The organism is Streptomyces sp. R41 (genome assembly GCF_041053055.1).
Classification (GTDB): Bacteria; Actinomycetota; Actinomycetes; order Streptomycetales; family Streptomycetaceae; genus Streptomyces.
The window spans coordinates 47077-71088 of the sequence record NZ_CP163443.1; the positions used below are offsets into that span (position 1 = coordinate 47077).

16 protein-coding genes and 2 pseudogenes are annotated in these 24012 nt (G+C 66.5%); 13 read left to right on the forward strand and 5 right to left on the reverse strand.

What is annotated here, in order from left to right; all coding sequences use genetic code 11:
• Positions 1 to 596: 596 nt before the first annotated feature.
• Complete coding sequence (locus AB5J53_RS00290; protein WP_369243629.1) at positions 597 to 833, forward strand: hypothetical protein; 237 nt, start codon at positions 597 to 599, stop codon at positions 831 to 833.
• Between the two features lie 84 nt (positions 834 to 917).
• Here AB5J53_RS00290 and phoU read toward each other — a convergent pair whose 3' ends face one another.
• Entirely contained in the window at positions 918 to 1589 is a 672-nt protein-coding gene (gene phoU / locus AB5J53_RS00295) for a phosphate signaling complex protein PhoU (protein ID WP_369243630.1), read from the reverse strand.
• Positions 1590 to 1879: 290 nt separating this feature from the next.
• Between phoU and istA (AB5J53_RS00300) the strand changes: the two genes are divergently transcribed.
• The 5 genes from istA (AB5J53_RS00300) (at position 1880) to AB5J53_RS00320 (ending at position 6125) form a co-directional block, all read left to right on the forward strand.
• Positions 1880 to 3499, forward strand: a complete 1620-nt coding sequence (gene istA, locus AB5J53_RS00300) for an IS21 family transposase (protein ID WP_369243631.1) — start codon at positions 1880 to 1882, stop codon at positions 3497 to 3499.
• A gap of 22 nt (positions 3500 to 3521) precedes the next feature.
• On the forward strand, positions 3522 to 3968 hold the full coding sequence (locus AB5J53_RS00305) for a hypothetical protein (protein WP_369243632.1): 447 nt from the start codon (positions 3522 to 3524) through the stop codon (positions 3966 to 3968).
• Positions 3969 to 4059: 91 nt separating this feature from the next.
• Positions 4060 to 4233, forward strand: a complete 174-nt coding sequence (locus AB5J53_RS00310; RefSeq protein WP_078983438.1) for a CsbD family protein — start codon at positions 4060 to 4062, stop codon at positions 4231 to 4233.
• Positions 4234 to 4558: 325 nt separating this feature from the next.
• Positions 4559 to 5512: a YihY/virulence factor BrkB family protein gene (locus AB5J53_RS00315; protein ID WP_369243633.1), complete on the forward strand. Its 954-nt coding sequence runs from the start codon at positions 4559 to 4561 to the stop codon at positions 5510 to 5512.
• A 403-nt stretch (positions 5513 to 5915) separates the two neighbouring features.
• Positions 5916 to 6125: a hypothetical protein gene (locus AB5J53_RS00320; RefSeq protein ID WP_369243634.1), complete on the forward strand. Its 210-nt coding sequence runs from the start codon at positions 5916 to 5918 to the stop codon at positions 6123 to 6125.
• A 104-nt stretch (positions 6126 to 6229) separates the two neighbouring features.
• Here AB5J53_RS00320 and AB5J53_RS00325 read toward each other — a convergent pair whose 3' ends face one another.
• Positions 6230 to 7063 carry a YhjD/YihY/BrkB family envelope integrity protein gene (locus AB5J53_RS00325; RefSeq protein ID WP_369243635.1) on the reverse strand — a complete coding sequence of 278 codons (834 nt, stop codon included), beginning with the start codon at positions 7061 to 7063 and terminating at the stop codon, positions 6230 to 6232.
• A 140-nt stretch (positions 7064 to 7203) separates the two neighbouring features.
• On the opposite strand from AB5J53_RS00325, the pseudogene AB5J53_RS00330 reads away from it, so the two are divergent.
• The 7 genes and pseudogenes from AB5J53_RS00330 to AB5J53_RS00360 all read left to right on the forward strand — a co-directional run.
• Positions 7204 to 7551: pseudogene (locus tag AB5J53_RS00330) on the forward strand (YihY/virulence factor BrkB family protein); the annotation flags it as partial.
• A gap of 136 nt (positions 7552 to 7687) precedes the next feature.
• On the forward strand, positions 7688 to 8449 hold the full coding sequence (locus AB5J53_RS00335; RefSeq protein ID WP_369243636.1) for an ISL3 family transposase: 762 nt from the start codon (positions 7688 to 7690) through the stop codon (positions 8447 to 8449).
• 116 nt (positions 8450 to 8565) lie between these two features.
• Positions 8566 to 10065, forward strand: coding sequence for an IS21 family transposase (gene istA, locus AB5J53_RS00340; RefSeq protein ID WP_369243637.1), 1500 nt, complete (start codon positions 8566 to 8568; stop codon positions 10063 to 10065).
• Positions 10062 to 10836 (forward strand): annotated as a pseudogene (gene istB, locus AB5J53_RS00345) (IS21-like element helper ATPase IstB). The gene istA (AB5J53_RS00340) and the pseudogene istB overlap by 4 nt, the downstream one beginning before the upstream one ends.
• Positions 10837 to 11292: 456 nt before the next feature.
• The gene (locus tag AB5J53_RS00350) at positions 11293 to 12603 is read left to right on the forward strand and encodes a hypothetical protein (RefSeq protein WP_369243638.1); all 1311 of its coding nucleotides are present in this window, start codon (positions 11293 to 11295) and stop codon (positions 12601 to 12603) included.
• 9 nt (positions 12604 to 12612) lie between these two features.
• Entirely contained in the window at positions 12613 to 13326 is a 714-nt protein-coding gene (locus tag AB5J53_RS00355) for a DUF6461 domain-containing protein (RefSeq protein ID WP_369243639.1), read from the forward strand.
• Between the two features lie 1164 nt (positions 13327 to 14490).
• Positions 14491 to 14865: a hypothetical protein gene (locus AB5J53_RS00360; RefSeq protein WP_369243640.1), complete on the forward strand. Its 375-nt coding sequence runs from the start codon at positions 14491 to 14493 to the stop codon at positions 14863 to 14865.
• Between the two features lie 916 nt (positions 14866 to 15781).
• Here the strand turns inward: AB5J53_RS00360 and AB5J53_RS00365 are convergent.
• The 3 genes from AB5J53_RS00365 to AB5J53_RS00375 form a co-directional block, all read right to left on the reverse strand.
• The gene (locus AB5J53_RS00365) at positions 15782 to 15985 is read right to left on the reverse strand and encodes a hypothetical protein (protein ID WP_369243641.1); all 204 of its coding nucleotides are present in this window, start codon (positions 15983 to 15985) and stop codon (positions 15782 to 15784) included.
• A 228-nt stretch (positions 15986 to 16213) separates the two neighbouring features.
• A complete protein-coding gene (locus AB5J53_RS00370) occupies positions 16214 to 16594 on the reverse strand; it encodes a DUF6188 family protein (protein ID WP_369243642.1) in 381 nt (126 codons plus the stop codon).
• Positions 16588 to 23664, reverse strand: a complete 7077-nt coding sequence (locus tag AB5J53_RS00375) for an RHS repeat-associated core domain-containing protein (protein WP_369243643.1) — start codon at positions 23662 to 23664, stop codon at positions 16588 to 16590. Before AB5J53_RS00375 ends, AB5J53_RS00370 begins: the two co-directional genes overlap by 7 nt.
• Positions 23665 to 24012 lie beyond the last annotated feature (348 nt).

The window sequence follows — 24012 nt, forward strand, 5'->3', positions numbered from 1 at the left end:
CCCCGTGTCGCTTGGCAAGCACGGCCATTACCGACCAGACGTCACTCCAGTCCTCGTCACGCACGACCTGGCGCCGGGTGAGACGTGTCTCAGGCGCGGATGGCCCCGCAATTGATTCCGTGCTGTCCCAGTCAGCCTCTTCCAATTCCGCCCAGCTCACCACGGCGCCCGTATCTCTCACCTGGCTGGACGCGCAGAACGCGGAGTACCCGCATGGTGCTCGAACTCGCCAGCAGCCGTCTCAGCCGCCCAACTCGTCGGGTCAGCGGACCATCGCACCTGCGGTACTGCCTTACGGGCATTGGCGGGTCACCAACCTCCTCATGCAGACGTTCGACGCGCGGGGGCTGCCGTGCCACCGAGGCGGAGGCGGAAGAGGACTTCCTTCGCGGCTGAGGAGTCGTGCAGGTCGGCCGGGGTGACCAAGCCGAGCAGAGGCAGACCTCCCTCAGAACGCCCGTAACAAGGGATTAGGTACGGAGTGCCTGAGTGTCAGAAATCGGGTTGTCGGCCGGGCCGATCACGGTCCTGCGGCGAGGACATTACGGGCTGACTCCTGCTCGTCGCCCGTAGCGGGGGTTCGTCGTTGGCACGGCGTGAGTGGTGTGAGCAACGGCGAGGACAGCGTGGTCTATGCCCAGTTGAACGGCGCCTACTGGTTGGACGCCTCCGGCGGGGAGTGCCGCTGGTGCAGTGAGCTGTTCACGGGACGGCAGGCGTCGGCTGGTGCCGGCCATGGCATGCCAGGCCGATGGGGACGGTTGCGTGTGGTCATACTGCCCGTTGCGGTGCTCACGGTGGCGGCCGCGCTGCTGGTGGGAGTCCTTGCCTAAACCGCCTTCTGCGACATGCAGGCAGTGTGCTGCGGCTGCGGTCAGGGCGTCAGGTGGGCTGCCGGGGAGGGCCCAGGGGCGTGATCACGCAGTCGTGGGCGGGTCGGCCAGTTCATCCGCGTGCTCGCCAGTCACCAGGTACACCACGCGGCGGGCGATCGAGACGGCATGGTCGGCGAAGCGTTCGTAGTAGCGGCCGACCAGCGTGACGTCGACGGCCGTCTCCACGCCGTGATGCCAGCGGTCGTCCATCAGGTGCTGGAAGATCACGCGGTGCAGCTCGTCCATCCGGTCGTCGTCCCGTTCCATCTGCAGCGCGGCGTCGATGTCGTGGGTGATGAGCACATCGGCGGCCTGCGCCATCAGCCGCTGGGCGAGCTGGCCCATCTCCAAAATCGTGCGGCGCAGATCCCGTGGCACGGCGTGCCTGGGATAGCGCCGCCGGGCCAGCGTGGCGACATGCTGGGCCAGGACACCGCAGCGCTCAAGGTCCGCGCTCATCCGCAGGGAGGTGACGACCACGCGCAGATCGGTGGCGACCGGCTGCTGCCGGGCCAGCACCGCGATCGCCTGGCCCTCCAGATCCCGCTGCATGCCCTCGACCTGGTCCTCGACGGAGATCACGCTCTGCGCAAGCTGAAGGTCAGTGTCCAGCAGGGCGCCGGTGGCACGGCCCATGGCCGAACCGACCAGGTTCGCCATCTCCACCAGAGCCTCGCTGATCGACTCCAGCTCCTTGTGGTAGGCCTCGCGCATCCGCCCTCACCGTCCAGTCCTCGGCCCGCCTGCACCACCTGCCAGATTCGCACACGGTGTTTTACCGGGCGGCCGCTGGAGGGCTCGTCAGCGTTCACGGCGGTAGCCGGTGACGAGCTCATGCGGGCTCGGGGTCGACAGAGCCATGACCTGCGCAAGCCGTGAGAGCGCGAGTGGTGGCTTTGTAACCGAGGGTGGGAGTCGTTTCGAGGTGACTGCGGGAGTCACCTTCTGACCGAGTTTGCGGTGTCGGTTTGTTTTGACGTCACCCAAGGGCTTGCGGTGGGACGGTGGGGTGTGCTTCTGCTGCAGGGGGCCGGATCGGGAAGTCGCAGTCGAAGGTTGATCTGTACGCCGCGATACGCCGTGACCACCTCGGTGGTCTGACCCAGCGGGCTTTGCAGCGCAAGTACAACGTGACCTGGCGGATGGTGCGGCGGGCTCTGGACGGGCAGTGGCCGCAGGAGCGCAGGAAGCCGCGGCGGCGGGAGTCGCGGCTGGATCCCTACAAGCCGCTGATCGACGGGATTCTGCAGGCGGACCTGGACGCGCCGGCCAAGCAGCGGCATACCGCTCAGCGGATCTTCGACCGGCTGGTGGACGAGCACGGCGCCGATGACATCTCGTATCCGATGGTCCGCTCCTATGTGAAGGACCGCCGTCCGCAGGTGCGACGGGAGGCGGGGTTAGGTCCGCAGGCGATGTTCGTGCCACAGACGCACCTGCCCGGGGCGGAGGCGGAGGTCGACTTCGGCGAGGTGCACATCGTGCTCGCGGGCGAGCTGACCCGGGTCTACCTGTTCTCGCTGCGCCTGTCGTACTCCGGAAAGGCGGTGCACCGGGTGTTCGCAACCGCCGGTCAGGAGGCGTTCTTCGAAGGCCACGTGCATGCTTTCCGGGTGCTGGGCGGTATCCCGCGGGCGCGCATCCGCTACGACAACCTGCGGGCCGCGGTCGAACGCGTCCTGGGCTTCTCCCGCGGCCGGGTGGAATCGGACCGCTGGACAGCGTTTCGCTCGCACTGGGCCGTCGAACCGTTCTACTGCCGGCCCGGCATCGAAGGCGCCCACGAAAAGGGCGGCGTCGAGGGGCAGATCGGCTTCTTCCGCCGCAACCACTTCGTCCCCGTCCCCGAGGTCGCATCGCTGGCGGAGCTGAACGCGATGGTCGATGAGTGGGACCAGGCCGACGAAGGCCGCCGGCTGCGCTCGCGCACCCGCACCATCGGCGAGTACTTCGCCGCCGAACAGCACCTCCTCAAACCGCTGCCGACCGAGCCGTTCGAGACCGGCCGCTGGTTCTCCCCCAGGGTCAACCGCTTCAGCCAGATCAGCGTCCGCGGCAACACCTACTCAGTGCCGGTCCGCTTCATCGGCCGCCAGCTGCGGGTGCTGCTGCACGCCAACGACCTCATCGTCTACGACGGCCGCAACGAGATCACCCGGCACGAACGCCTCGGCGGGGTGCACGGCTCCCGACTGGTCCTGGACCACTACCTCGAGGCCCTGCTGCGCAAGCCGGGCGCCTTCCCCGGCTCGACCGCCCTGGAACAGGCCCGCTCCGCGGGCCGGTTCACGCCCGTTCACGACAAGTGGTGGGCGGCGGCGAAGGCCGCCCACGGCGACGGGGCCGGCACCCGCGCGCTGATCGAGGTCCTGCTGCTGGCCCGCCACATGGAGCACGAGCAAGTCGTCGCCGGCCTGGCCGCCGCCTACCGGGCCGGGGCCCTGACCGCGGACGCGGTCGCCCTGGAGGCCCGCAAGCTGGCCCCTCTCTCGCCTACGGCCACATGGAAGATCGAGCGGTGTCGCGGTCGATGGTCTCCCGCGAGTGAGCCGCCAGTCCCGACGAATCCTGCCCGTCCCTGCCGCGGTGGCTTCGTGGACGCTGCCGTTCTACCGTGGGAGTAGCGGTAGATCCTTGGAGCGCGTCATGATCGCCATCCTCGGACTCATCATCTTGATCGCCGCGGTAGTCGTCGGCGTGGCCGGTGTTCTCACCAACAGCGGCAGCGGGCATGAACTCACCGGCGGGTTCTCGGTATTCGGCCACGGCATGACCGGATCCACCGGCACGCTGTTCCTCTACGGCATCATCGTCGGAGCGGCGGCCCTGTTCGGGCTGAGCCTGCTCTTGACCGGTGCACGCCGCCGCGCTCCTCGCCGAGGCAGCGCATCGCGCCGCGAAGTCAATCAGTCACGCCGCGAGACGACCTCTGCCGGGCCGGGCCGCAACGACCGGGGCGACCAACGCGAGCCCGCCCGCGCGGAAAACGCGAACGCGCAGGGGGACTCACCCCACGGTGATCGCGCTCCCGCCCCGGACGGCGGTCGCCGGAGCAGGCTGCACTTGTTCGGGCACCGATCCGCCCCCGGGTAGACCGCCCCCACGCGTAACTCGGTGGCCGGCCGGCGTCACGGATCTTCCTGCCCCTGAACACCAGCAGACAACTCACCCAGGGTGGCAACCCATGAGTATCGCGAAGAAGATCGCACACAAAGCCGAAGCGATGAAAGGCGGCGCCAAGAAGACAACCGGCCGCGCCACCGGCAGTCGGCGCCTGCAGGCCGAAGGCCGCGGAGACCAAGTCAAGGGCAACATCAAGCAGGCCGGGGCGAAGATCAAGGACGCCTTCAAGCACTGACCACTCCGCCCCGGGCCCGGCGAAGTACGGGTCGATGGTTCCAGTTGAGCCGTCCCGCTAGGAGTGGAAGCTGTGCAGAGTGGGGGAGTTTTGCTGTCTGCGGGGAGTTTTAGTATCCGCCAGTGGGCGGCGATCGTTTCCGCCACCGGGGAGATCAAGGTTTCCGCCGACAATCCGGGCCCTCCAGCGGATTCGCCGCATGCCAGTCGGTTACCACGACTGCTCTGTCCCTGAACTGGCGGCCAAACGATCTCAGCGCGGAAACGGGTTTCGCCGCCAAATGCCTCTTCTCCCGCCACGGGTGCGCTGAGAGTAGGTGTTCACCATGGATCGGCTGACAAGGCTTCCTGGTATCGCACGGCTGATGCGTACGCACGTGTGGCGGGCGTACGAGCGGCTGGCCAAGACCCACTGGGCCCGGCTCGCCGCCGCCATCACCTACATCAGTTTCGTCGCGCTCTTTCCGCTGATCACTGCGGGCGCGGCGATCGGCGCCAAGCTGCTGAGCAAGGACCAGCTCAGCAAGCTCCAGGACAAGATTGCCGGCCAGGCGCCGGGCCTTTCCCACCTGCTAAACCTGAACAGCCTCGTCGCGCACGCCGGAACCGTCGGGCTCATCGCGGGCGCGCTGCTGCTCGTGATCGGCATCAACTGGGTCGGCGCCCTTCGCGGGTGCCTGCGTGCGGTCTGGGAAAAGGAGCAGGACCCGGGAAATCCGATCCTGCTCAGGCTCAAGGACACCGGGGTACTGGTCGGTCTCGGCGTGGTCGGGCTGGTAGCGATGGCCAGTTCGGTATTCGCGAACAGCGCGGTCGGCTGGGCAGCCGACAAGGTCGGGATCGAGGGCGGGGCGGGACGGGTGCTGCTGTTCTTCGCCGGCCTGGCCATTGCCCTGCTCGTCGACTTCCTGCTCCTGGTCTACCTGCTCACCAGGCTGCCGCGGGTGCATCCCGGCCGACGTGCGGTCGTGGTCGCCGGTCTGATCGGTGCGGTCGGCTTCGAACTGCTCAAGCTGCTGCTGACCGGCTATTTTCAGGGCGTCGCAGGGAAGAGCATGTACGGCGCCTTCGCCGTCCCGGTCGCCGTCGTGCTGTGGATCAACCTCATGGCCAGGCTGCTGCTGTACTGCGCCGCTTGGACGGCGACGGGCACAGCAGCGGAGTCCAGCGAAGCAGACGCAGGTGAGGGCCCGGTTCCCGGGACCAGACCCGCAGTGACCGACAAGCCCCAGCGGGCAGCGGAAGGCGGCGGTCCACCAACAACACCGCACAGGCCCTGATCCCGAGCGGTCCCCAACCCGCCCCTGCGGCGAGTGCCCACCGACACCCACCGAAGGGGATTGGGCTCCTGCCAGATCCTGCTTCATTCCCACGACGAGGGCGCGCCAAAAGTCCGCCGCAACAGCCACACTGGGCAGCCTGCCGAAGGGCCAGGGGTGGACGGGCCGCCGACGACGAGTCGGTGAGCGTGTTCACAGAGTGTCGCAGTACTCGTGACTCACATTGAGTCCGAGCAGGTTGACACCTTCCGGTTCACCCGAGTGCCCCTTTCCGATGGTCCGATCAGGTGCTGCGGAGTTGCATGGACGAGCGGGAGGGGGCGCGGTCAGCAGCGCGGTACCCGGCTCGCCCCAGACGAAGCGACCCCACGGCCCGCCGGGGCCTCAACCAGGGGAGAGGCCGATGTACGAGATGATCGCCGCCCCTGCGACGACCGATGCCGGGGTCATGTGGCACGTAAAGGCCAAGGGCGATGCCCGCACCACACTGTGCGGACAGGAGGTCGCACAAACCGTGCGTGCCAGACCCGTCCTCGATGACACGCCGGCCGAACGCTACTGCTCGCCCTGTATGGCCGTCGTCCACGCGAGGATGCGGTCTGATGCAGGCTGATCGGGCGCACGCCTCACTGGCGTCGGTCGTCCGTTCGCGCTGTACCTCTTGTCCGTCTGCCAGTCCAGTCAGGCGTGAGCAGTTCCGGGCTCCGAGGTCCCGTCTCATCCTCGCCGTTTCAGTGCACGTGCCACGCGTGGGAGCTCCTCGTGCAGCAGCCGGCCGACCAGGGCACCGCCGAAGACGACGACGCCCACACCGACCAGCCAGGACTGGATGACCAGGACGGTTCCGACGGGGCCGTAGGTGACGGCGTTGGACACGATCAGCGGCGAGTAGACGAGCCGGGAGAAGACCCTGAGACCGAGCAGCCCGACCAAGGTGGCCACCGCGCCAGGCAACAGAGCGCGCCAGCGAACCCTCCCGCCCAGCAGTATGCGCTGCGACCACCAGAAGAACAGGACGGCGCTCAGCGAGGCGACGAACGCGCCGGCCAGGGACTCCGGTCGCAGCGTGGTAGTGGCGGAAGCGAAGAGATAGCCGATGAGTACGCCGAGCCACACCACATGGCGCCACCTGGCCCACCAGCGGGCCGGGGGCAGATCCCAGACCTTCTCATAGCCGGACTGCACCGCTACCCCGAAGGCCAGGCCGAAAGCGGCGAGGACGGCAATGCCGAACGCGGTCGTGGTCCGCAGAGCCTGACCGGGACGAATAAACAACTGCTCCACATGTTCCCTGGAGGTCGTCGACACGCCGAGTCCTTCCCCCAGCCACTGCGCGAATCCCCGCCCATGCTTTGGATCGGCCGAGGAGACAATGATCAGCAGCGGCACCAGCGTGAGGAACCCCAGCGCCGCGAAGCCCAGCGAACGCTGCCCCAACTCCAGGTCGCTGCTCCGCCGCCATCCACGTCCGACTGGTGAATGGCTGATCACGCGGCCCAGCCGTTCGAACAGAGAGGAACGGCCCGCAGCACCCGGGGTCTTCATCGGCATGCCTGTCGACTACCACGGTCGACCCCGGCGCTCCGCGAGGGCGCGACGCGGCTGCCCGAACGGCGCAGGACGAGGCCATGATCCAGGAAGCCGATATCCGTGAGTGGCGCAACCACAACGTAGTGGATCCTGGGGGCCACAACATCGCCAAACGGCCCGTGATGATCATGCTCTTCGCCGCGATCATCGCCCTGCTGTACTGGGCGGCACCCAACGTCAAACGTAAGTTCCGGTGGGTCAGCCCCGGCAGCCTCATTGCCATCGTGCTCTGACTCATCGCCTGCGCCGCGTTCGCCTTCTACGTGGCGAACTTCAGCAGCTACAACACGACCTACGGCAGCATTGCCGCGATCATCGTCTTCCCGGTCTGGATGTGGATCTCCAACATCGCCATCCTGCTCGGCCTGGAATTCAACGCCGAACTCGAACGCGCCCGGGCCATCGACAGCGGCCACCCGTCCGGGGAAAAGCCCTACGCCGAGCCCCGCGTGGCTGTGACGTTGTTCAGCGGGGTCTGGCACAAGTTCCGTGAGCGGTCACCCCCCGTAGTTATTGATCTTCCGTCGCGTGGTACGGAAGTCGCCTTGAAATCGCTCCTCGTGCGGGTGACACGGCCGACATTCGATGGCCGTGAACGAGGTGCTGTCCCGGTTGCAGGAGTTGTTGTTCCCATCGGTCCCGGGAGTCGCTGTCGTGGCCGTACGTACGGAAGGCGAGGCGTTACGCGTCGAGGCCCGGTGCACGCCCATCGGGGCCGCCTGCCCCGACTGCTCCCACTGGACGGAACGAGTCCACAGCTCCTACCTGCGGTTTCCCGCGGACCTACCCGCGGCCGGGCGGAGTGCACAACTCGTATTGCGGGTCCGGCGGTTCTTCTGCACGGCCAGGGCATGCGGCCGACGGACGTTCGTGGAGCAGGTGCCCGGCCTGACCCGCCGCCACGGTCGGGTCACCGAGCGGCTGCGGCAGACGATGAGCGCGATCGGGCTGGCACTGGCCGGCTGGGCCGGCGCTCGCCTCGCCCAGCTCATGGGCATTGCCACCAGCCGGACCACGCTGCTGCGCCGGGTGATGGACCTGCCCGACCCGACCGCGACGCGTCCCCGTGCCGTCGGCGTGGACGACTTCGCGCTGCGGCGCGGGCACGTCTATGGAACGGTCGTCATCGACGCAGAGACCCACCAGGTCCTCGACCTGCTGCCCGAACGCGACGCCGCCACCCTCGCCCCGTGGCTCGCAGCCCATCCCGAAATCGAGGTCATCTGCCGCGACCGCGCCGGCGCCTATGCCGAGGCGGCCGACACCGCCGCACCCCAGGCCCTCCAGGTCGCTGATGACGGCGGACTTGCGAAGCTCTTGGTAGGCGGACAGATCGGTCCGGTCTGACGGACAGTAAACGTCCTGGTGCACGGACGTGTGATCTCCACGCTGGTCCCGTTCAACGAAAGATCCCTCCGGGCAGGCTCGCGCTGTTTGCGATCAGCTGCCGCCGGCCCGGAGGGATGTTGACCAAGTCTGCCAGGGATGTCATGGAGATTCTCGAAGCGTTCGACCTGACCCGCTGCGCGTTCTCAGCCGCCCAGCTGGCCGGGTGCGATCCGAAGACCGTTCAGAAGTACGTCGATCGCCGTGAGGCCGGGCTCTCTCCGCAGGAGACGGTCCGCCGGCCCCGGTTGATTGACCAATTCCTTCCGAAAATCGAGGAGTTGGTGGATCACTCCAAAGGACGAATCCGCGCCGACGTCGTCCACCAGCGGCTGGTCGCGATGGGCTTCACCGGCACCGACCGCACCACCCGCCGGGCGGTCGCCGAGGTGAAAGCGGCCTGGAAGGACGGCCACCGTCGCCGCTATCGGCCCTGGATGCCCGAGCCGGGCATGTGGCTCCAACTCGACTGGGGCGAGGGCCCGAAGGTGGCCGGCCGACGCACCCAGCTGTTCTGCGCCTGGCTGTCCTGGTCCCGCTTCAGGGTGGTCATCCGGGCCTGGGACCAGACGTTGGGCACCCTGGTGGCCTGCCTGGACGCCACCCTGCGCCGGCTCGGCGGGGTCCCTGCCTACGTGCTCACCGACAACCCGCGCACCGTCACCATCGACCGCGTCGCCGGGATCGCGATCCGGCACCCGGACATCGTGGCCGCCGGCAAGCACTACGGCTGCACGGTCGCCACCTGCGAGCCGTTCGACCCGGAATCCAAGGGCGGCGTCGAGGCCACAGTGAAGATCGCCAAAGCGGATCTGGTGCCCACCACCGCCAACCTCCGGGCCGAGTACGGCTCGTTCGCCGAGCTGGCCGCAGAGTGCGACCGATGGTGCGAGCAGGTCAACGCCCGCCCGCACCGCTCCACCAAGACCGCCCCGGTGCTGCGGCTGACCGCCGAGCGTGAGCACCTCCACCCGATCCCTGCCGCCCCGCATCATGCCGCGCTCGGCGACGAGCGGGTCGTCGACGACGACCAGACCATCAGTTTCGGCGCGGTCCGCTACTCCACCCCGCCCGGCTTCGTCGGCGCCCGGGTGTGGTGCCGGGTGACCGGCGACGAGCTCGCCGTGACCGCGATGACCGAGACCGGGCTGGAGGAGATCTGCCGACACCAGCTGTCAACACCGGGTAATCCACGGATCGTTGACGCCCACTACCCGCACCATCCCGACGGCCGCGGCATCCACCGGCCCAAGCCGAAACCCCGCACATCGCAGGAGATCGCATTCCTCAACCTGGGTGAAGGTGCCCACCGGTGGCTGGTCGAGGCCGGCGCCGCCGGCATCACCCGGGTTCGTTCGAAGATGGCCCGCGCGGTCGAACTCGCCGTCGCCCTCGGGGCCGAGGCGGTCGACGAGGCGCTGGGCATGGCGGCGATCGCGGGCCGGTTCGCCGACGACGACCTGCCCTCCATCCTCGACCACCTGGCCTCCGCGGCCGCCGTCGGCGACCTGGTCGTCGCGGACGAGAAGCACTCCGTCCAGCCCGGGACCAACTCCTGGAAGGGGTTTGGCCAGTGACCACCCATCCCACTGCTCCACCGATCCCGGACGCCCTGGACCATCCTGCGCCGGATGCGGCTGCCCTACCTCCGCAAGGCCGCACCCGACGTGCTCGCCACCGCGCGGGCCCAACGCTGGGATCCCGCCGAGGTGTTGCGGGTGCTGCTGAACGAGGAGGTCATCGGCCGGGACGCGGCCACCCCACGGATGCGTCGCAAGACCGCCAACTTCCCCACGGGCAAGACGTTTTCGTCCTGGAGACCGGAGGAGTCCTCCATCCCCGAGCCCACCCAGCAGGCCCTCAACACGCTGGAGTGGATCGGCCGGGCCGAGAACCTCGTGCTGGCCGGCCCGTCCGGCACCGGCAAGTCCCACTTCACCGAGGCCCTCGCGCACGCGGCGATCGAGAAGGACCTGCGGGTCTCCTCGTTCACCCTCGAATCGCTGACCGCCACCGTCGGCCGGGCCAAGGTCGACAGCACCACCGCCCGCACCGTCGCCAGGATCTGCCGCAGCGACCTGATCGTCGTCGACGACATCGGCATGCTGCCGGCCGGACAGGACGCCGCCGAAGCCTTCTACCGCATCGTCGATGCCGCCTACGAGCGCAGGTCCGTGGCCGTGACCAGCAACATTCACCCCTCGGGCTTCGACTCGATCATGCCCAAGACGCTCGCCACCGCGACCGTCGACCGGCTTCTGCACCACGCACACCTCGTCCCGACCAAGGGCGACTCCCACCGCCTCGCCGAGGCCCTCGCCGGGAAGGGAGTGATGCCGCTGAACTGACGCCTCAACCGGAAATCACGTGTCCACCAGCGCGGACAGAACCTGTCCACCAGCCCGGATGTCCACCGCCCGCCCAACCAGACTTCTCCATGACCGTTGACATGCGTTGCGGAGAACGATCCCGTCACCCGATCAGTGGCCACGCTGAAAGAGCTCAGTGAACGCCTTTGCTCCGCAGCGGTGTCGGCTACACCCCGTCGCCTGAAACGCCACTCTCTGCGGGGCCAATTGCCTGGGCAAGCCGCGGGTCTCCTGCGAGGTCGCGTACGTTCCAGCCAGCATGCCCATCGATGACTGATTCTGTGAAGATCCTTTGACTCTTCCGTGGTGTCCATGATCCGATTCGCCGGGCTGGGTGCGACATGTGTCCGCATCCAGCTGCATGTTGTGCGCACATGACCAGTGCGCGCTGACACGTCAGACAGGGGAGAAGACGTGCGACTCAGACGAGTCCTCATGGCGATATCCGCGCTTGCCCTCATCGCGAGCGGAAGCAGCACGGCCGTTGCCTCGACCGACGACGCGGCCAACTCCGCACATGCGGCGGCCATTTCGCCGACACGGGAATCCAGCTCAACTGACAGACCGCAGGTTGTGCAGCCGCGAAAGAACGCCAAGAGCACCGTGCCGTGCGACCAGATCCGAAAGCAAGCAGCGGCCCAGGGAAAGGCGACGGCCCTGTGCGTGGAGTCCGTCCCGGTGTTCCAAGCCCCCAAGCGGGTGGCACGGGCCGCCACTGGCAGTGGTGTGACCTGGTGTGATGCTCAAGCGCAGGGTCAGGTGTATGTGACCCGGAAGTCTATCTGCGAGAACCAGGTGTCCCACGTGAGCCTGATCGTCCCGGAGACGCGGGAGGTCCTCGGCGAGGCTTGGCTCAACATCAAGCAGGAAGTCAACACCAAGAACACCGACGTCAACTTCAGCGAGGACTTCTTCCTGCGCGTGCAAGCAGTGACCGGTGCGCTGGTGAGCGGCTTCAACGTGGCAATCAAGGGCGAGTGCGCTGCAACGTCGGCATGCCAGCAGGGGCTGGGCCCGTGGACGGGGCCGGCCCCGGTGACGCTGTTGTCGGAGAAGGAAGGGACCTGGCAGCGTAACTGGAAGAACACAACGGGATTTGACACCTTGATGCTCGAGTACACCCTCACTGCGTCATACGGGGCCGCGAAGGCCTCCTACTCGTGGGGGGTGAGCCAGAATGCCGGCTGGCAGGTCCGGTGCGACAAGGAACTCAGCACCGCGGGATGCGTGGTCCCCAAGTACACGCCCACCTTCGAAATCCCGTCCAAGTACAACGAGGCACGTCAGTTCATCGGCATGGTGCAGGCGAGCATGTCCAGCCACCCGGGCTGGGAGGGCAAGGGAGAGCCGCTGCACCGGGAAGCCAACGAAACGGTCGCGCGGAGGAATCGCGACATCGTCTGCGACGACACCTTCAGGCCCAGCTCAAGCACCCCCAAACCGGTCCAGTGCGATGAGTTCCCCTTCGCCGGGTCGAAGGAAAGCGGAGCTCAGCAAGGGGTCACCGAAGGGAAGACCTGTCAGCAGTACTCGGTTGTCTCCGAGACCAGGGAGGGCAAGGAGTACCTGTCACTGACCTGGCCCGGACTGAACCAGGGCAAGATGCCTCCAGCGAACGCCAAATGCGCCCGGGCCAGCATGCCGAAGGTCCAGAACGAGGGCGTGGGCGGCGAACTCGGAAGGAAAACGAAGAAGTGGCGACTCCTCATGGGAGACGCATACTGGGTGGACGCCGGGAACAAGTAACCGCCAGCCATGACGCCGCTGTTCGGCCCGTTGACGGTGACGAACAGCGGCTATTGCAGCAGGTCAGACAACCACGCCGAGGTAGTCATGAGCACTGAAATTTTCCCGAATAATCAGCTGTACCAGTTCGGGTACTGCGCGATCTTCGCGAAAGCCATTTCACCGATCGACCTCCTCACGAGAGTAGCCGGTGGCCCAGTCCAGCCAACCCTGGTGAGCCGCACCCAAGCAGAGATCATCGTGGCACTTGGAGAGGACATCAGCGAGGACGACCTGCCCGAGCTGGACATCGACGAGCTGCACAGTGTCGGGCTCCTCCAGGACGACGGCCCCCTGCTGCGCGCCGGCACGCACGGCGACTGGTCATTTGTCATCGAGCCAGAAGGCCCCTACCTGGCCAACGACGAAGTCCTCAAAACCGTGTCACATGACACTACCGCCTTGTCAGTACGTCAGAGCGATTCGGGATCCTCCTGGATTTCCTACGCCGAGAACGGAGAAATCCTCTCGTCCTTCGATCCGCTCTTCCCCGGCAATGACTATGGGAAGCAACCCCAGGTACTGGAGCAACTCACCGGGCACTTGGAAGCCATCAGCCATGGAGAGCGCTACGATTCCTTCCCAAACGCACTTCGGAAAATTCAGAAGGAATTGCATTGCACAGTTCCTCAGGAGGCAGACGCAGGTCCTCTGCAAGCGATCCGAATCGCCGGGGGCTACTAACAACTCGGAAACCTACAAAAACGCGAGCCCACCTCACCGCGCGGCCTTCATGTCTGATTGCCTCTGGATGGAGCACGGGATCAAACGAAGGCCGCCTCCACGCCCGCCAGTTCCTGCCTCGGGTCACCAAGCTCTAGGAATCACTCGACCAGCGACGCACCCCAGGACGAATAGTCATTTCCTGAAGGGGCGGTGTACGTCAAGTACCCTGTTTCCGGCTGTCAAAGGTTGGGCCCGCAGGGCCCCAAGTACCTTCTGTGGCAGGCTCGATACCGGAGGTATCCATTCGAAGCAGCCCCTGACGCCCGTCGCGGGTTTGACGACCAGGGATGTGTCGCGGACCCCTACGGCCAGGTACCAGACTCCGGGTGACAGTAGCGCCAGACGGCCAGCTCACTCAGCTCTCGGCCGCCTCGGGCCTGCCCCGGTCCCGGCACTCACGGAGGAAGCGCAGAACCTCGCTTCCGAGCATGAGGACAGCAGCGGCTGCACCAAGAGCCGCGTTGAAGGTTTCCACTGCCCAGGGTCCCTCTCTCCGGGACCTGGGCATCAGGCGTGCCAAGATCCCGGCACGTCTGTACATGCCTGGATTCCTTGGTCACGCCCGGCAACTGAATCCGACAAACTGCGGCTTCCCCCGACCAGTTGCTCTTCGCGGGCAGTGGTTGGACCCCCGGCGCTGACGCCCCTCCATGGGAGCCCGACATCGAGGCGATACCCCAAGGCGGACATCAACAATCCTAGGAATGACGCCCGTCAGCTCCTGACCGCTCCCCCGTCAGCACACGCGCGCGAGCAGGTGAGTCGACCCGGCCCCGCCCCGCTTTCGTGCGGCACGCGTGCCTGGGTAAGGGTCGGGTGCGTCCGATGTCTGCACCGACATGGGCAACCGGCCCTCGGGAGCTGGTGAAGGCCTGGGACCTTGGGAGTGGGGCTTGCCCGCATCGTCCAGCAGCGGTACGCACAGGGGTAGCTGGTGCGGGTCTCGGTGAAGGCGGAACGTGCTGTGATCACTGGCGGGTTGTGATGACGCGCAAGCGGGGTCGTCCCCGCCGTGGGGCTCTTCTGGAGCCAGGAGTCGGGATGCGCGTGCGATGGAGCGGCCGGCAGGTGGCGGAGGCGTCGTTGACTCCCCGCAGTCCCGGCCGGTACGAACGTGTCCTCATGCCCAGCGACGAGAAGACGCTTGCAGCGATCGGTGCGATCGCCACGGGTGAGAGCAGTGCCCGTCTCTATGTCGCCCCCGCCCCGCCGGACCAGCCGAAGCGGCTGCACTTGTGTGTTCGCGGAGCTCCCGGCGCTGTGCGGGTCACCGGTTTCCTTGAGGCTTACCGGGATCTTCTGGTGCGGCAGACACAGGCTGCCATGCGGCGTGCCGCTACCGAATATCAAAAGGCTGGCGACGCAGAAGTCGCAGGCCGGCTGCGGAGCATGGCCGGTGCTTTGCCTGCCGCGAGACGGGCTGCGGACAAGAAGAGCAAGGGCCGCAGTGTGCGGACGGTCTCCGGTGGGCTGCCGACGCTCGGGCACCGCCACTGAACCTCGATCTGTCTGTTGTGCCCGGGCGGCGAGGCCCACGTCGGCGGCCTGCTCGCAGCGTCGCTCTCGCGCAGATGGTCAGGCCGGGCCCGCGTAGACGCCGCGTTGTCCGGGACGGGTGGTGGCGCTCAGCCGCGCACCAGCGGTGCCGGGCATCGGGGTGCGCGGTCTTCCACGCACAGGCAGAGGAGTCGGGTCCGAGCCCGGCGTTGACGATCAGCATCTCGCCCAGGCGGTTCAGCCTACGGCAGCCCGTCGGCCCGGAGAAGGAGCCGGTTCAGGGCGTCACGGGTCAGCTGTCGCTGCTCTGCGAGGACCTGTTGGACGCGTTCCTTGGCCGTCTCCACCGGGCCATGAACGCGTCCTGGCCGGCCATCAGATTACCGACGGTGCATAGCGGTCGGCATGAGAATGACCCGGCCTTTCGTCACTCACGTCAGCCACAGATGAACACCATCCGTCAGTGCCAACCACGAGGTCATTGAGCCTGCGCCACTGACGCTCAGATGACGATGCCCAACTGACGCTCCTCCGCAGACCGTCACACGACAAGAGCCGACCCCGAGTCGAGCGCTCCCTGCTGGCCGTGTACTGGGCAATCTCCGGCTACGGCCTGCGCGCCTCCCGAGCCGCGGGTGGCTGGCGCTGACGATGACCGCCACATTCTGCGCCCTACTGCCGTGGGGCCTGCCGAAGGAAGCCCCGAAGCCGGAGACCACCGGCCGCCTCACCGGCCAAGAAATCTCCCTGCGCACTGACACCCCAGCCCCTCGCAACCCGACCGGGCCGCTGAGCGAGCAGCTCAACGGCGAGCGCGCTGAGAAGGCCCTGCGGGTGGTCCTCAACTCGGTGATCTTCCGCACTTCAGGGCAGAACCTCACCACCGCCGGCACCTACATCGAGATGGCCTCCCGGTTCATCGAGCCGATTTCTCCTTGCCCTGGCCCTGCTCGCCGTCCGTGGCCGCGTCAAGCGGTAGCAGCAACACCAGCTCGGCCGGGACCTCGACCAGGGTTCCGTCGAGGCTGTGCAGCTCGCCAACCGCGGCGCCGTCGTACGGCGCGACGGCACCGTGCTGTACGCCAACGAACTCACCCCCGAGGGCAACTGGTCGCGCCATCCCGCAGCAGAGCGGCGGTGCGCGTGGAGCGGTCGCGACCGTGGACCGCTCCCGAGACCGCCGTCCTCCGCCGCGAGCTGCCCCGCACCCGAGGCGCCTCCCCCGCGGAGCAACGGCCCGCACGGATGCCTGCGCTTCGACTCCGCCGCCTACCTCCCCCTACGGCACGCAGGTAACCATCTTCGACCGCATCACCCCGGTCATGCACTACAACCGGCTGCGAGGAGCTCAGATAGGTCCCCAGATTGCTACTTCGCCGTCTGGGACGCACACAATGCGTCGCCCATCTGGGTAAACCACCCCCCAAGCCTCATATTCATCGTGCGGAGGGGCGGTCAGCTCTTCCCCTCCTTCAAAGGACATGGACAGCACTCCTGCGTCGCTGTAGCTCGCAGTTGAGATCACCGAATGGAGTAGCTCCACGATGCGTCCCGCCACTGGACCGGGGCTTTCGGGATCAAACCTCACGTGAATCCCATCAGCTCCCATGAGCGTTGCGTCCGTTTCGATGCGCATCTCGACATCTCCACTGGTGAAAAGGGTCAGCGCACTATCGAGGCAAACTCTGTCGACCGATTGCCCTCGAAGTTCCAGGTCCATGACTACCATCCAGCCGGCAACGGGTAGGTTCCGTCGGAATTCATGGGGATATGTGTTGCCGCTCTGTCCCCAGGCTTGCCATTCAGTCCAATGGGTTGACCATGCTTGTTTTCGAAGCGGACGTAGCCGTTCGGGTATCTCGACGTCGGGCTCATGATGCGAATCGACGTGGATTTACCTTGCGCGTCGGCGGGCGAGCGCCAAATCATACCCTTTCCGTTTTGGGCGGTACCTGCAGTCCATTCACCCGTGGTTCCTGCGGGACGCTGCGGAAAAATACTATTTCCTGCAGAAAGCTGCGGACCAAAATTCGGACACGCGGTGCTGTTGTGAACCAGCACCGGAATATCTCCTGCAAGCACATAATACGTGTGGAGCCCGTTAACAGTCAGGTCGTGCATGTCGGCCTGGCCAGGCCGAGCAAGCACCGCGACAATCACCGCATGGCTGGCATCTGCGGAATTCACGATGTGGCCTGGTGTCAGTCGCCCTGCTTCCTTCCACGCCTTGGCCGTATCGTCCCAGATGGGGTGGAGAGATGTCGTGTGCAGGGTCTGCAGGCGTCCGTCGCGACCGCGGATCTTCACATCGATGAGGTCACTGTCGTGATTGATGTAGGTGGCCGTTACCTCCCGGGTCCCTTCATGGCGTCCCGTGCCCGGATCGGCAGCCTCGACTTGATCCCCTGGTTCGACCTTGCCGATAGGCTTGGTTTTCCCGTCCTTCATCAGGACCGGAGTTGAATGACTGAAGCTGCATCCGGCCGCTTTGAGGACTTTACTGAACGCTGCTCCGACTTCTCCGGCGAGAAGGATGGGAACGGTCTCTGACGCTTCCTTCATCGAGTCATACGCGCCCTTGTCGACTCCGCAGAGTTCAGCGTTGTCAATGCAGTAGGTGGCAGCGATTCTCTTCGCTTTGGCGAAGTCGCCGGTTTCCTTCCATACCCGGTATGCCTCGGAACAGGCGGCTCGACCGAAGCAAGCCATGGCTGTTCTGTCGCCGTCGCCGACGGGTGCGTCCCAGTAACCTCCACCCGTGCGGTTTTGGCCGTAATAGACCCAGAGGTTGGCAAGACGATCCTCATCCATGTTCTCGGGCCGCGGCAGAAGCGACAGCATGAAGTCGCCTGTGGTGGGGTCACCATCGGTGCCATTGCCCTCCTGAAATTCGCTGGTACCGCCGTAACCGTCGCCTTTGCCGCCGGGTTCGTAGTCGCTGCCGCCCTGGTCGAGGTGTCTTGTCAGGCCGGTGGGGTCGGAGTAGTTGATGGGGTCGTTGCCGCTGTAGCTGTAGGCGGAGAGGTTCTGCGGGTCATAAGGGGCGCTGAGGGGATCGGGGCTGAGGAAGCGGCCCAGATGCGGGTCGTAGGCGCGGGCGCCGAGGAGGGAGAGGCCCGTGCTGGTGTCTTCGGTTTTGCCGAGGAATCCGTTGTTGGTGCCGGTGGGCAGGGCGCCGCTGCGGTCGTCTCCGAAGGGGGTATAGCGACGGCGGGTGGCGGTGCCGCTGGTGGCGTCGACCGTGAGCTGTGTGGAGGCCTGGTTGTCGGCCATCAGGTAGGTGACTTTGCCGCCGGAGGTGGTGTTGCCCATGGTGGTGCGCATGGCAACGGTGGATCCGCCGCTGCTGTAGTACCGGGTTGCACTGACTTTGATGCCGTCGTTGCGCAGTTCCATGCCGCCGATGTAGGCGACGGTTTCCTGCGGGGTGGTGCGGACGGCGAGGTTGCCGTCGGCGTCGTATACGTAGCGGGTCAGGTCGCTGCCGGACGCCTTGGTGGTCTTGACGGTGGAGAGTTGGCCCTGCTTGGTCCAGGTGTAGTCGGTGGTGGTGCTGGGTTCGACGCGCTTGAGCATCGTCCCGTCGGCGTCGTAGGTGATGGTGTCCGTACTGGTGGTGGCGCCGGCGGTGATGTGGTTGATCTTGCGGACGCCGTGCGGCCAGTCAGCGTTGGCGGTCGTCCAGGTGCCCGAGTCGTTGTATCCGGGGTAGAGGTAGTCGCGGTTGGTGGCCTTGCCGGCCTGGTCGGTGTCGGTGACGGACTGGAGGTTGCCCAGGCGGTCGTAGGTGTACGCGGTCTGGTAGGGGGCTTCGCCGGTGAAGTCGGAGTTGTTGCCCAGGGGGCACGTGCCCGCCCCTGCACGGGTGTAGGCGTTGGTCAGTCGCGCCTGGTCGTCGTAGCGGAAGCACTGCGCCTGCTCGGCCTGACCGCTTGCCTGTTCAAGCAGTTGGGTGATCTTCCCGTCGAAGTCGTAGCTGTAGGTGTCCTTCTGGGACTCGGTGATGAGCCGGTCGACGGTGGTGGTCGTGGAGATGCCCTGCAGCCAGCGGGTGCCGTTGTCGTCGAAGTAGCTGTACGAGCGCTGGGCCGTAACACTGCCGGCCCCGATGGTCGGCATGCCGTATAGACGGTCGGTCAGACGGCTGTACGCGTCGTAGACCGTCGTCTTGACGTAGGTCTGCTGGTCGGAGGTGAGGCTGCGGGGCTGTCCGTAGGAGTTGTATCCGGTGGTGACGGTTTCTTGGGCCAGGCCGCCGGCCGCGGGGTAGTTCACCGAGGTGACGTGGTCGGCGGCGTCGTAGGTGAAGCCCGTGGTGTAGTCGCCGGCCAGGCCGGTGACGTTGGCCGGGATGGTGACGGTCGTGCTCTCCGGGCGGCCGCGGTCGTCGAAGCTGTTGACCTTGGTGGTGTAGGTGTTGCCGCTTGTGTCCCGGCTGATGGCCGAGGTGATCTGGCCCTTGCCGCCGGGGGTGGACTGGCCGTCCCACACCCATGCGGCCAGTTCATCGGCCCCGCTGGTCACGGACGTCTTGCGGCCCAGGCTGTCGTAGCCGTAGGTGAGGACGGTCTTCCCGTTGTTGCTGGTGGTCTTGCTGATCTGTCCGTTGGCGTCGTATTCCGTGGTCGACGATCCGGCGTCCGGGTCGTCGACCACGGTGCGCTGGCCGGCCCAGTTGTAGGTGTAGATGGTGTTGTTGCCGCGCGGGTCGCTGATCTGCTTGAGCTGGCCCGTGCTGGTGTAGGTGTACTGGGTGGTGTAGGCGGAACTGCCGTTGTGCTCGACGACCTTCGAGGTCTGCCCGTACACGTCGGTGTAGGTGTCCGTGGCTCCGCTCGTCGTCGGGGTGACGGTGGTGTAGTCACCGTGGTACGACGCCAGCGCACGACCGTACAGCTGAGGCGAGGCAGAGGTTCCGTCACCGACGAGAATCTGCGACTCGGTGGTGCGGCTGGCCCAGTCCAGGGTCAGGTCGGTGTAGGAGGGAAGGTCCTTCACCTCGGGGCTGGAGGGTCCGCCGGAGCCTGCTGTGCCTTGGTTGCGGAAGACGGCGGAGGTGCCGGTGACGTTGCCTGCCGTGTCGTAACGGGTGACGGCCACCTGCCGGTTGGGTACCTCCTCGCCCGTCGACGGGTCGATGCCGTAGGGGATCGGAGTCTGTGTCTCCCGGGCGCGGCCCAGACCGTCGGCGTAGGTGTACATGGACAGATAGGTGGTCCCGGACTGCAGGGTCTGGGTGCCCACGCGGGGGTAGCCGTCGACCGAGTCCGGCACCCCGCCGATGGGGGAGGTGGGGATGCTGTAGCTGAACTTCGCCGACGGCGAGGTTCCGGTCTCGGTGGGCTTCCACACCTCGAGGGTGCGGCCTGCGGCATCCAGAGTGGTCTTGGTGATTTTCCCGTTGGGGTCCTTGCTCTGGTAGGCCACACCCCAGAAGCGGGACAGCCACACCGTGGAGGTCAGGGGACCGCGGTAGGCGGCCGGACCGTCGGGGTCGGGGGTCGTGGTGGTGATGCCGTCTACCGGCCAGGAGTTGTCCGGGCTGTAGGTGATGGTGGTGCGGTTCGCCTTGCCGTCTTCGGTCCACACCGTCCGGCCGGCGTTGTCGTAGCCGTGCTTCACCCGCAGGAAGTCGGTCGATCCTGACGAGGCGTAGGTGCGCAGCTCGGTCGGGTTGCCGTCGACGGGATTGTTGGCGCCCACCGAGGCGGCGTTGTCGTAGAAGGTGACGGTGTAGCCGTCCTGGTTGTCGGCGCCCCGGCCGTCGCATCCGGAGCCGTCCGTGCTGTAGTGCCGCGTTTCGTCGATGAGGACAGTCCACCGCTTGACGTTGCTGCCGTCGTATGGGTCGTCGTTGTAGGCGCGGCCGAAGGTGGTGCAGCGGTTGTCCGAGACGCCCTTCTCGCCCTGGTCGTCGACGCGCATGGGCAGCCCGTACTTGTTTGCGGTGTCGTTGTCGTCGAATTCGTTCTGGACGACGTGTTCACGCCAGCCGGTGGAGACTTTGGTGAAGGTGGTGGATTCCTTCTCGCGGACGAAGCGGGCGTCGGGCAACCCGGTGTAGGTCGCGGTGGGGTGAACCCAGTACTGGTGGAACACCCGTTCGTGCGAGTCGCCGGTGTCGTCCCGCTTCGACGTTTCGATCGTCTTGCCCTGCAGCCACGGCGAGTCGGTGTATGAGGTGCCCTCACCGTCGGTGACGCTGACCGAGCGGGTCTTCGAGGGATCGGCCTTGTCGGTGCGGTCGGCGTCCAGGCCGCGGTAGAGCCAGTGGAAGGTGGAGTGCTTGACGGTGCCGGTGCCGGTGGTGACTTCGACGCGCTGGTAGCCGCGCCAGTCCGACCAGGTCTCGTCGTCGTCCGCGGTGAGGGGGTCGTTGGTGAAGCGCCAGCCGGCCCCGCCCTGGTAGTCGTAGGTGGTCGTCATCTCCGGGGCGCCGTCCTGGTTGCTGGTCACCGTCGGGTCGACGGTGACCTTGGTGACCAGGAATTTTTTGAACCAGCCGGTGGTGGAGTCGGTCGCCCCTTCGGGGGTCCATTTCTGCCAGTAGCAGTCCTGGGTGTTCGACGACTGGGTGGGGTAGTTGTCCGAGCTGCACGCGTTGGGTGAGCCGTAGGAGACCGTGGTGGTCGCTCCGAGGTCCCCGTGGATCGTCTCAATGCGGCGGAAGTTCAGCTCCTTCTCGCCTACTTGGTTGTCCAGGTCGATGCCGTTGAAGTTGATGACCGGCAGGATGATGTCTTCGCCCGACTTGTACGTCTCGCGCTGCACGTAGTCCAGCCACAGCGTCTTGCCGACCGAGCCGTCCGGGTTGGGCAGCCCGTGCTTGGTCTGGTACTGCTGCACCAGGTCCCAGCCGGCGGCCGACGTGTCCAGCACGTAGGTCTTGATGTCCCACAGCATGTCCTTGGTGAAGAACGTGGGGTAGTACGTCTTGCCCGCACAGTAGTAATCCGCCGACGAGCCGTCACACAACAAGTCGACCGGCACATCCGGATACGACGACGGCGTGGAGGAGATCGATGGGCAAGGTTTCGGCTCGCTGCGCAGCGGGTCCGCGTCAGACATCCGCTCCACGCACCGGCCCACATGGGACAGGACGACCCTGCCGGTCGGCTTGGAGCCGGCGATCTGCGTCGGCCACCCGTACTGGATCTCGGTCAGGTAGCCGCCCGCGGTGTACGAGCGGGCCTTGTCGGTGTTGGCGACCGACCGGTAGTAGTTGGTGTCCTTGTCGTAGAAGTAGACCGACTCGACCTCGTTGGCATCCACGGTGCGGTCCAGGTTCCACCGCCAGGCCTGCGTGCACGGCTCGGGGAACTGGTCGTGGCACGGCTCGCCCTGGTCGTTTCCGACCACGGGTTCGGTGAAGACGGAGGCTGTCGCGCTGCTGGTGCGCTCGGAGCGGCCCCAGCCGAAGTAGTAGCGCTTCCCGTCCTGGGTGGAGATCACCCAGTACTCGTCGTCCGCGCCGTGCCCGCCCGTCAGGTGCTGCACTCGCCAGCCCGGGTCGTCCTGCACGTGGTAGGAGCCGGTGCCGGTGTTGTCCTGGACGAGCTGCGAGCTGACGCCGTTGAGGCTGATGACGTAGACCGCGCCGTCCGGCTCCTCGGCCGTGTTCGGCGAGTCCCAGCACATGTCGCCGATCGTCTTCAGACCGTCCTGGCTGCAGTTGCGGTAGCGCCGCTCGATGAAACCGACACCCAGGTCCCAGCCCATACCGACCCAGGAGGCCTGGTTGTTGGTGGCCGAGGTGCGGCCGTCCACCGACTGCGAGTTGTACGTCATCGCCAGCGACGGGGCCGACCCCATCGCCGGCCTGGGCAGCTGCACCGGCAGGCTGTAGGTGAACGCGCCGGAGCCGGTCGCCACGTCCCAGGACCCGCTCGGTGACAGTGCCGAGGCCCGGTAGTCACCCTGGTCCGAGGACGAGCCGGTGGTCACCGCGTAGACGCTCGCACCCGCACCACTGGTCAACTGCGAGGACAGCCCGCTGTCGTCCGGCTCGGCCACCACCGTTGCGGTCAGCGTGCCCGCGGTGGTGTCGTTGTCCACCGGCACGAATTCACGGCTCGTGCAGCCCTCGGCATCGGGGGTCTCCAACGCACAGGCGGGAAGCTTCACGAGCCGCAGCCGGGAAGCGAACTCGCCGCCGTAGGCGTACTTGAAGCCGGAGTAGTCGATGCTGACCTGCACCTGCCCTGGCGTGGCCACCCCGTCGGAGCGAGTGACCTGCAGACCGAGCCCGACCCCTCCCGCCGGCGCGACGTCGGCACGGTCCAGCACCCGCACATCGACCTGATCGGGAGACACCGGGTCATCCGCAGGCTCAGCCGATGCCGAAGGAGAATCCGAGGGCTCGGGTGAGGAGGTCACGCTCGTCTCGGGCGTGGGTGACGTGGCCGCCTCGGGGCTGTCCGAAGGGCCGGGGCCCGTGGACGGTGACGCGTCGTCGTCCGTGAGCCGTGCCGAGGCCAGTTGGGCAACAGCCCCATCTTCTTCGGGCAGAGGAGCCACCTCGACCACGTCACCGACCGCAGTGACGTCTTGGTCCTGCGACTGCGACGCGGACGCGCTCGGCGTCACCGCCCCCGCATCACCAGGCGCCACCTGCGACAGGTCCACCGTCGCCTCGGCCGCACTCGGCCAGTTGGGCGCGGGCAGCGCCTTGCCCACTTCCTCCGCCTGCTGCGCGGGCACCCTACCCAGCGACTGGGAGGGCACGATCGGTGTCGAGTCCTCCGCAGCGGCCGCCTCGGGCGGCGACACCACCGACATCGTCGACAGCAAGCCGGCCATCAAAGCACCGGCTAGCCCAACTGACAGCAAACGCGCACGCCTTACGGCCACTCGACCCCCCACGCATGCCACCTGCATCACACGCAAGGGCAGTCCAATGAATCAACTGCCGTCATCCGGGCACGCCGAACGTGCTCACCAGCACGACGGGATCGGCCTGACCCGGAATTTGATCAGTGAAGCGGGACAGTAGTTCCTGTGAACAGGGCGTGAATAGAGGGTTCGTTCGCAGGTTCCATCCTGGAGCTGTGACGTTCTCCACACACAGATGACCTGCCAAGCAGGTGCCTGACCTGCACTTCAAGCAACATTGTCCTGATTCGAGCTTTTGCGTGGCCGCAGCGAAGG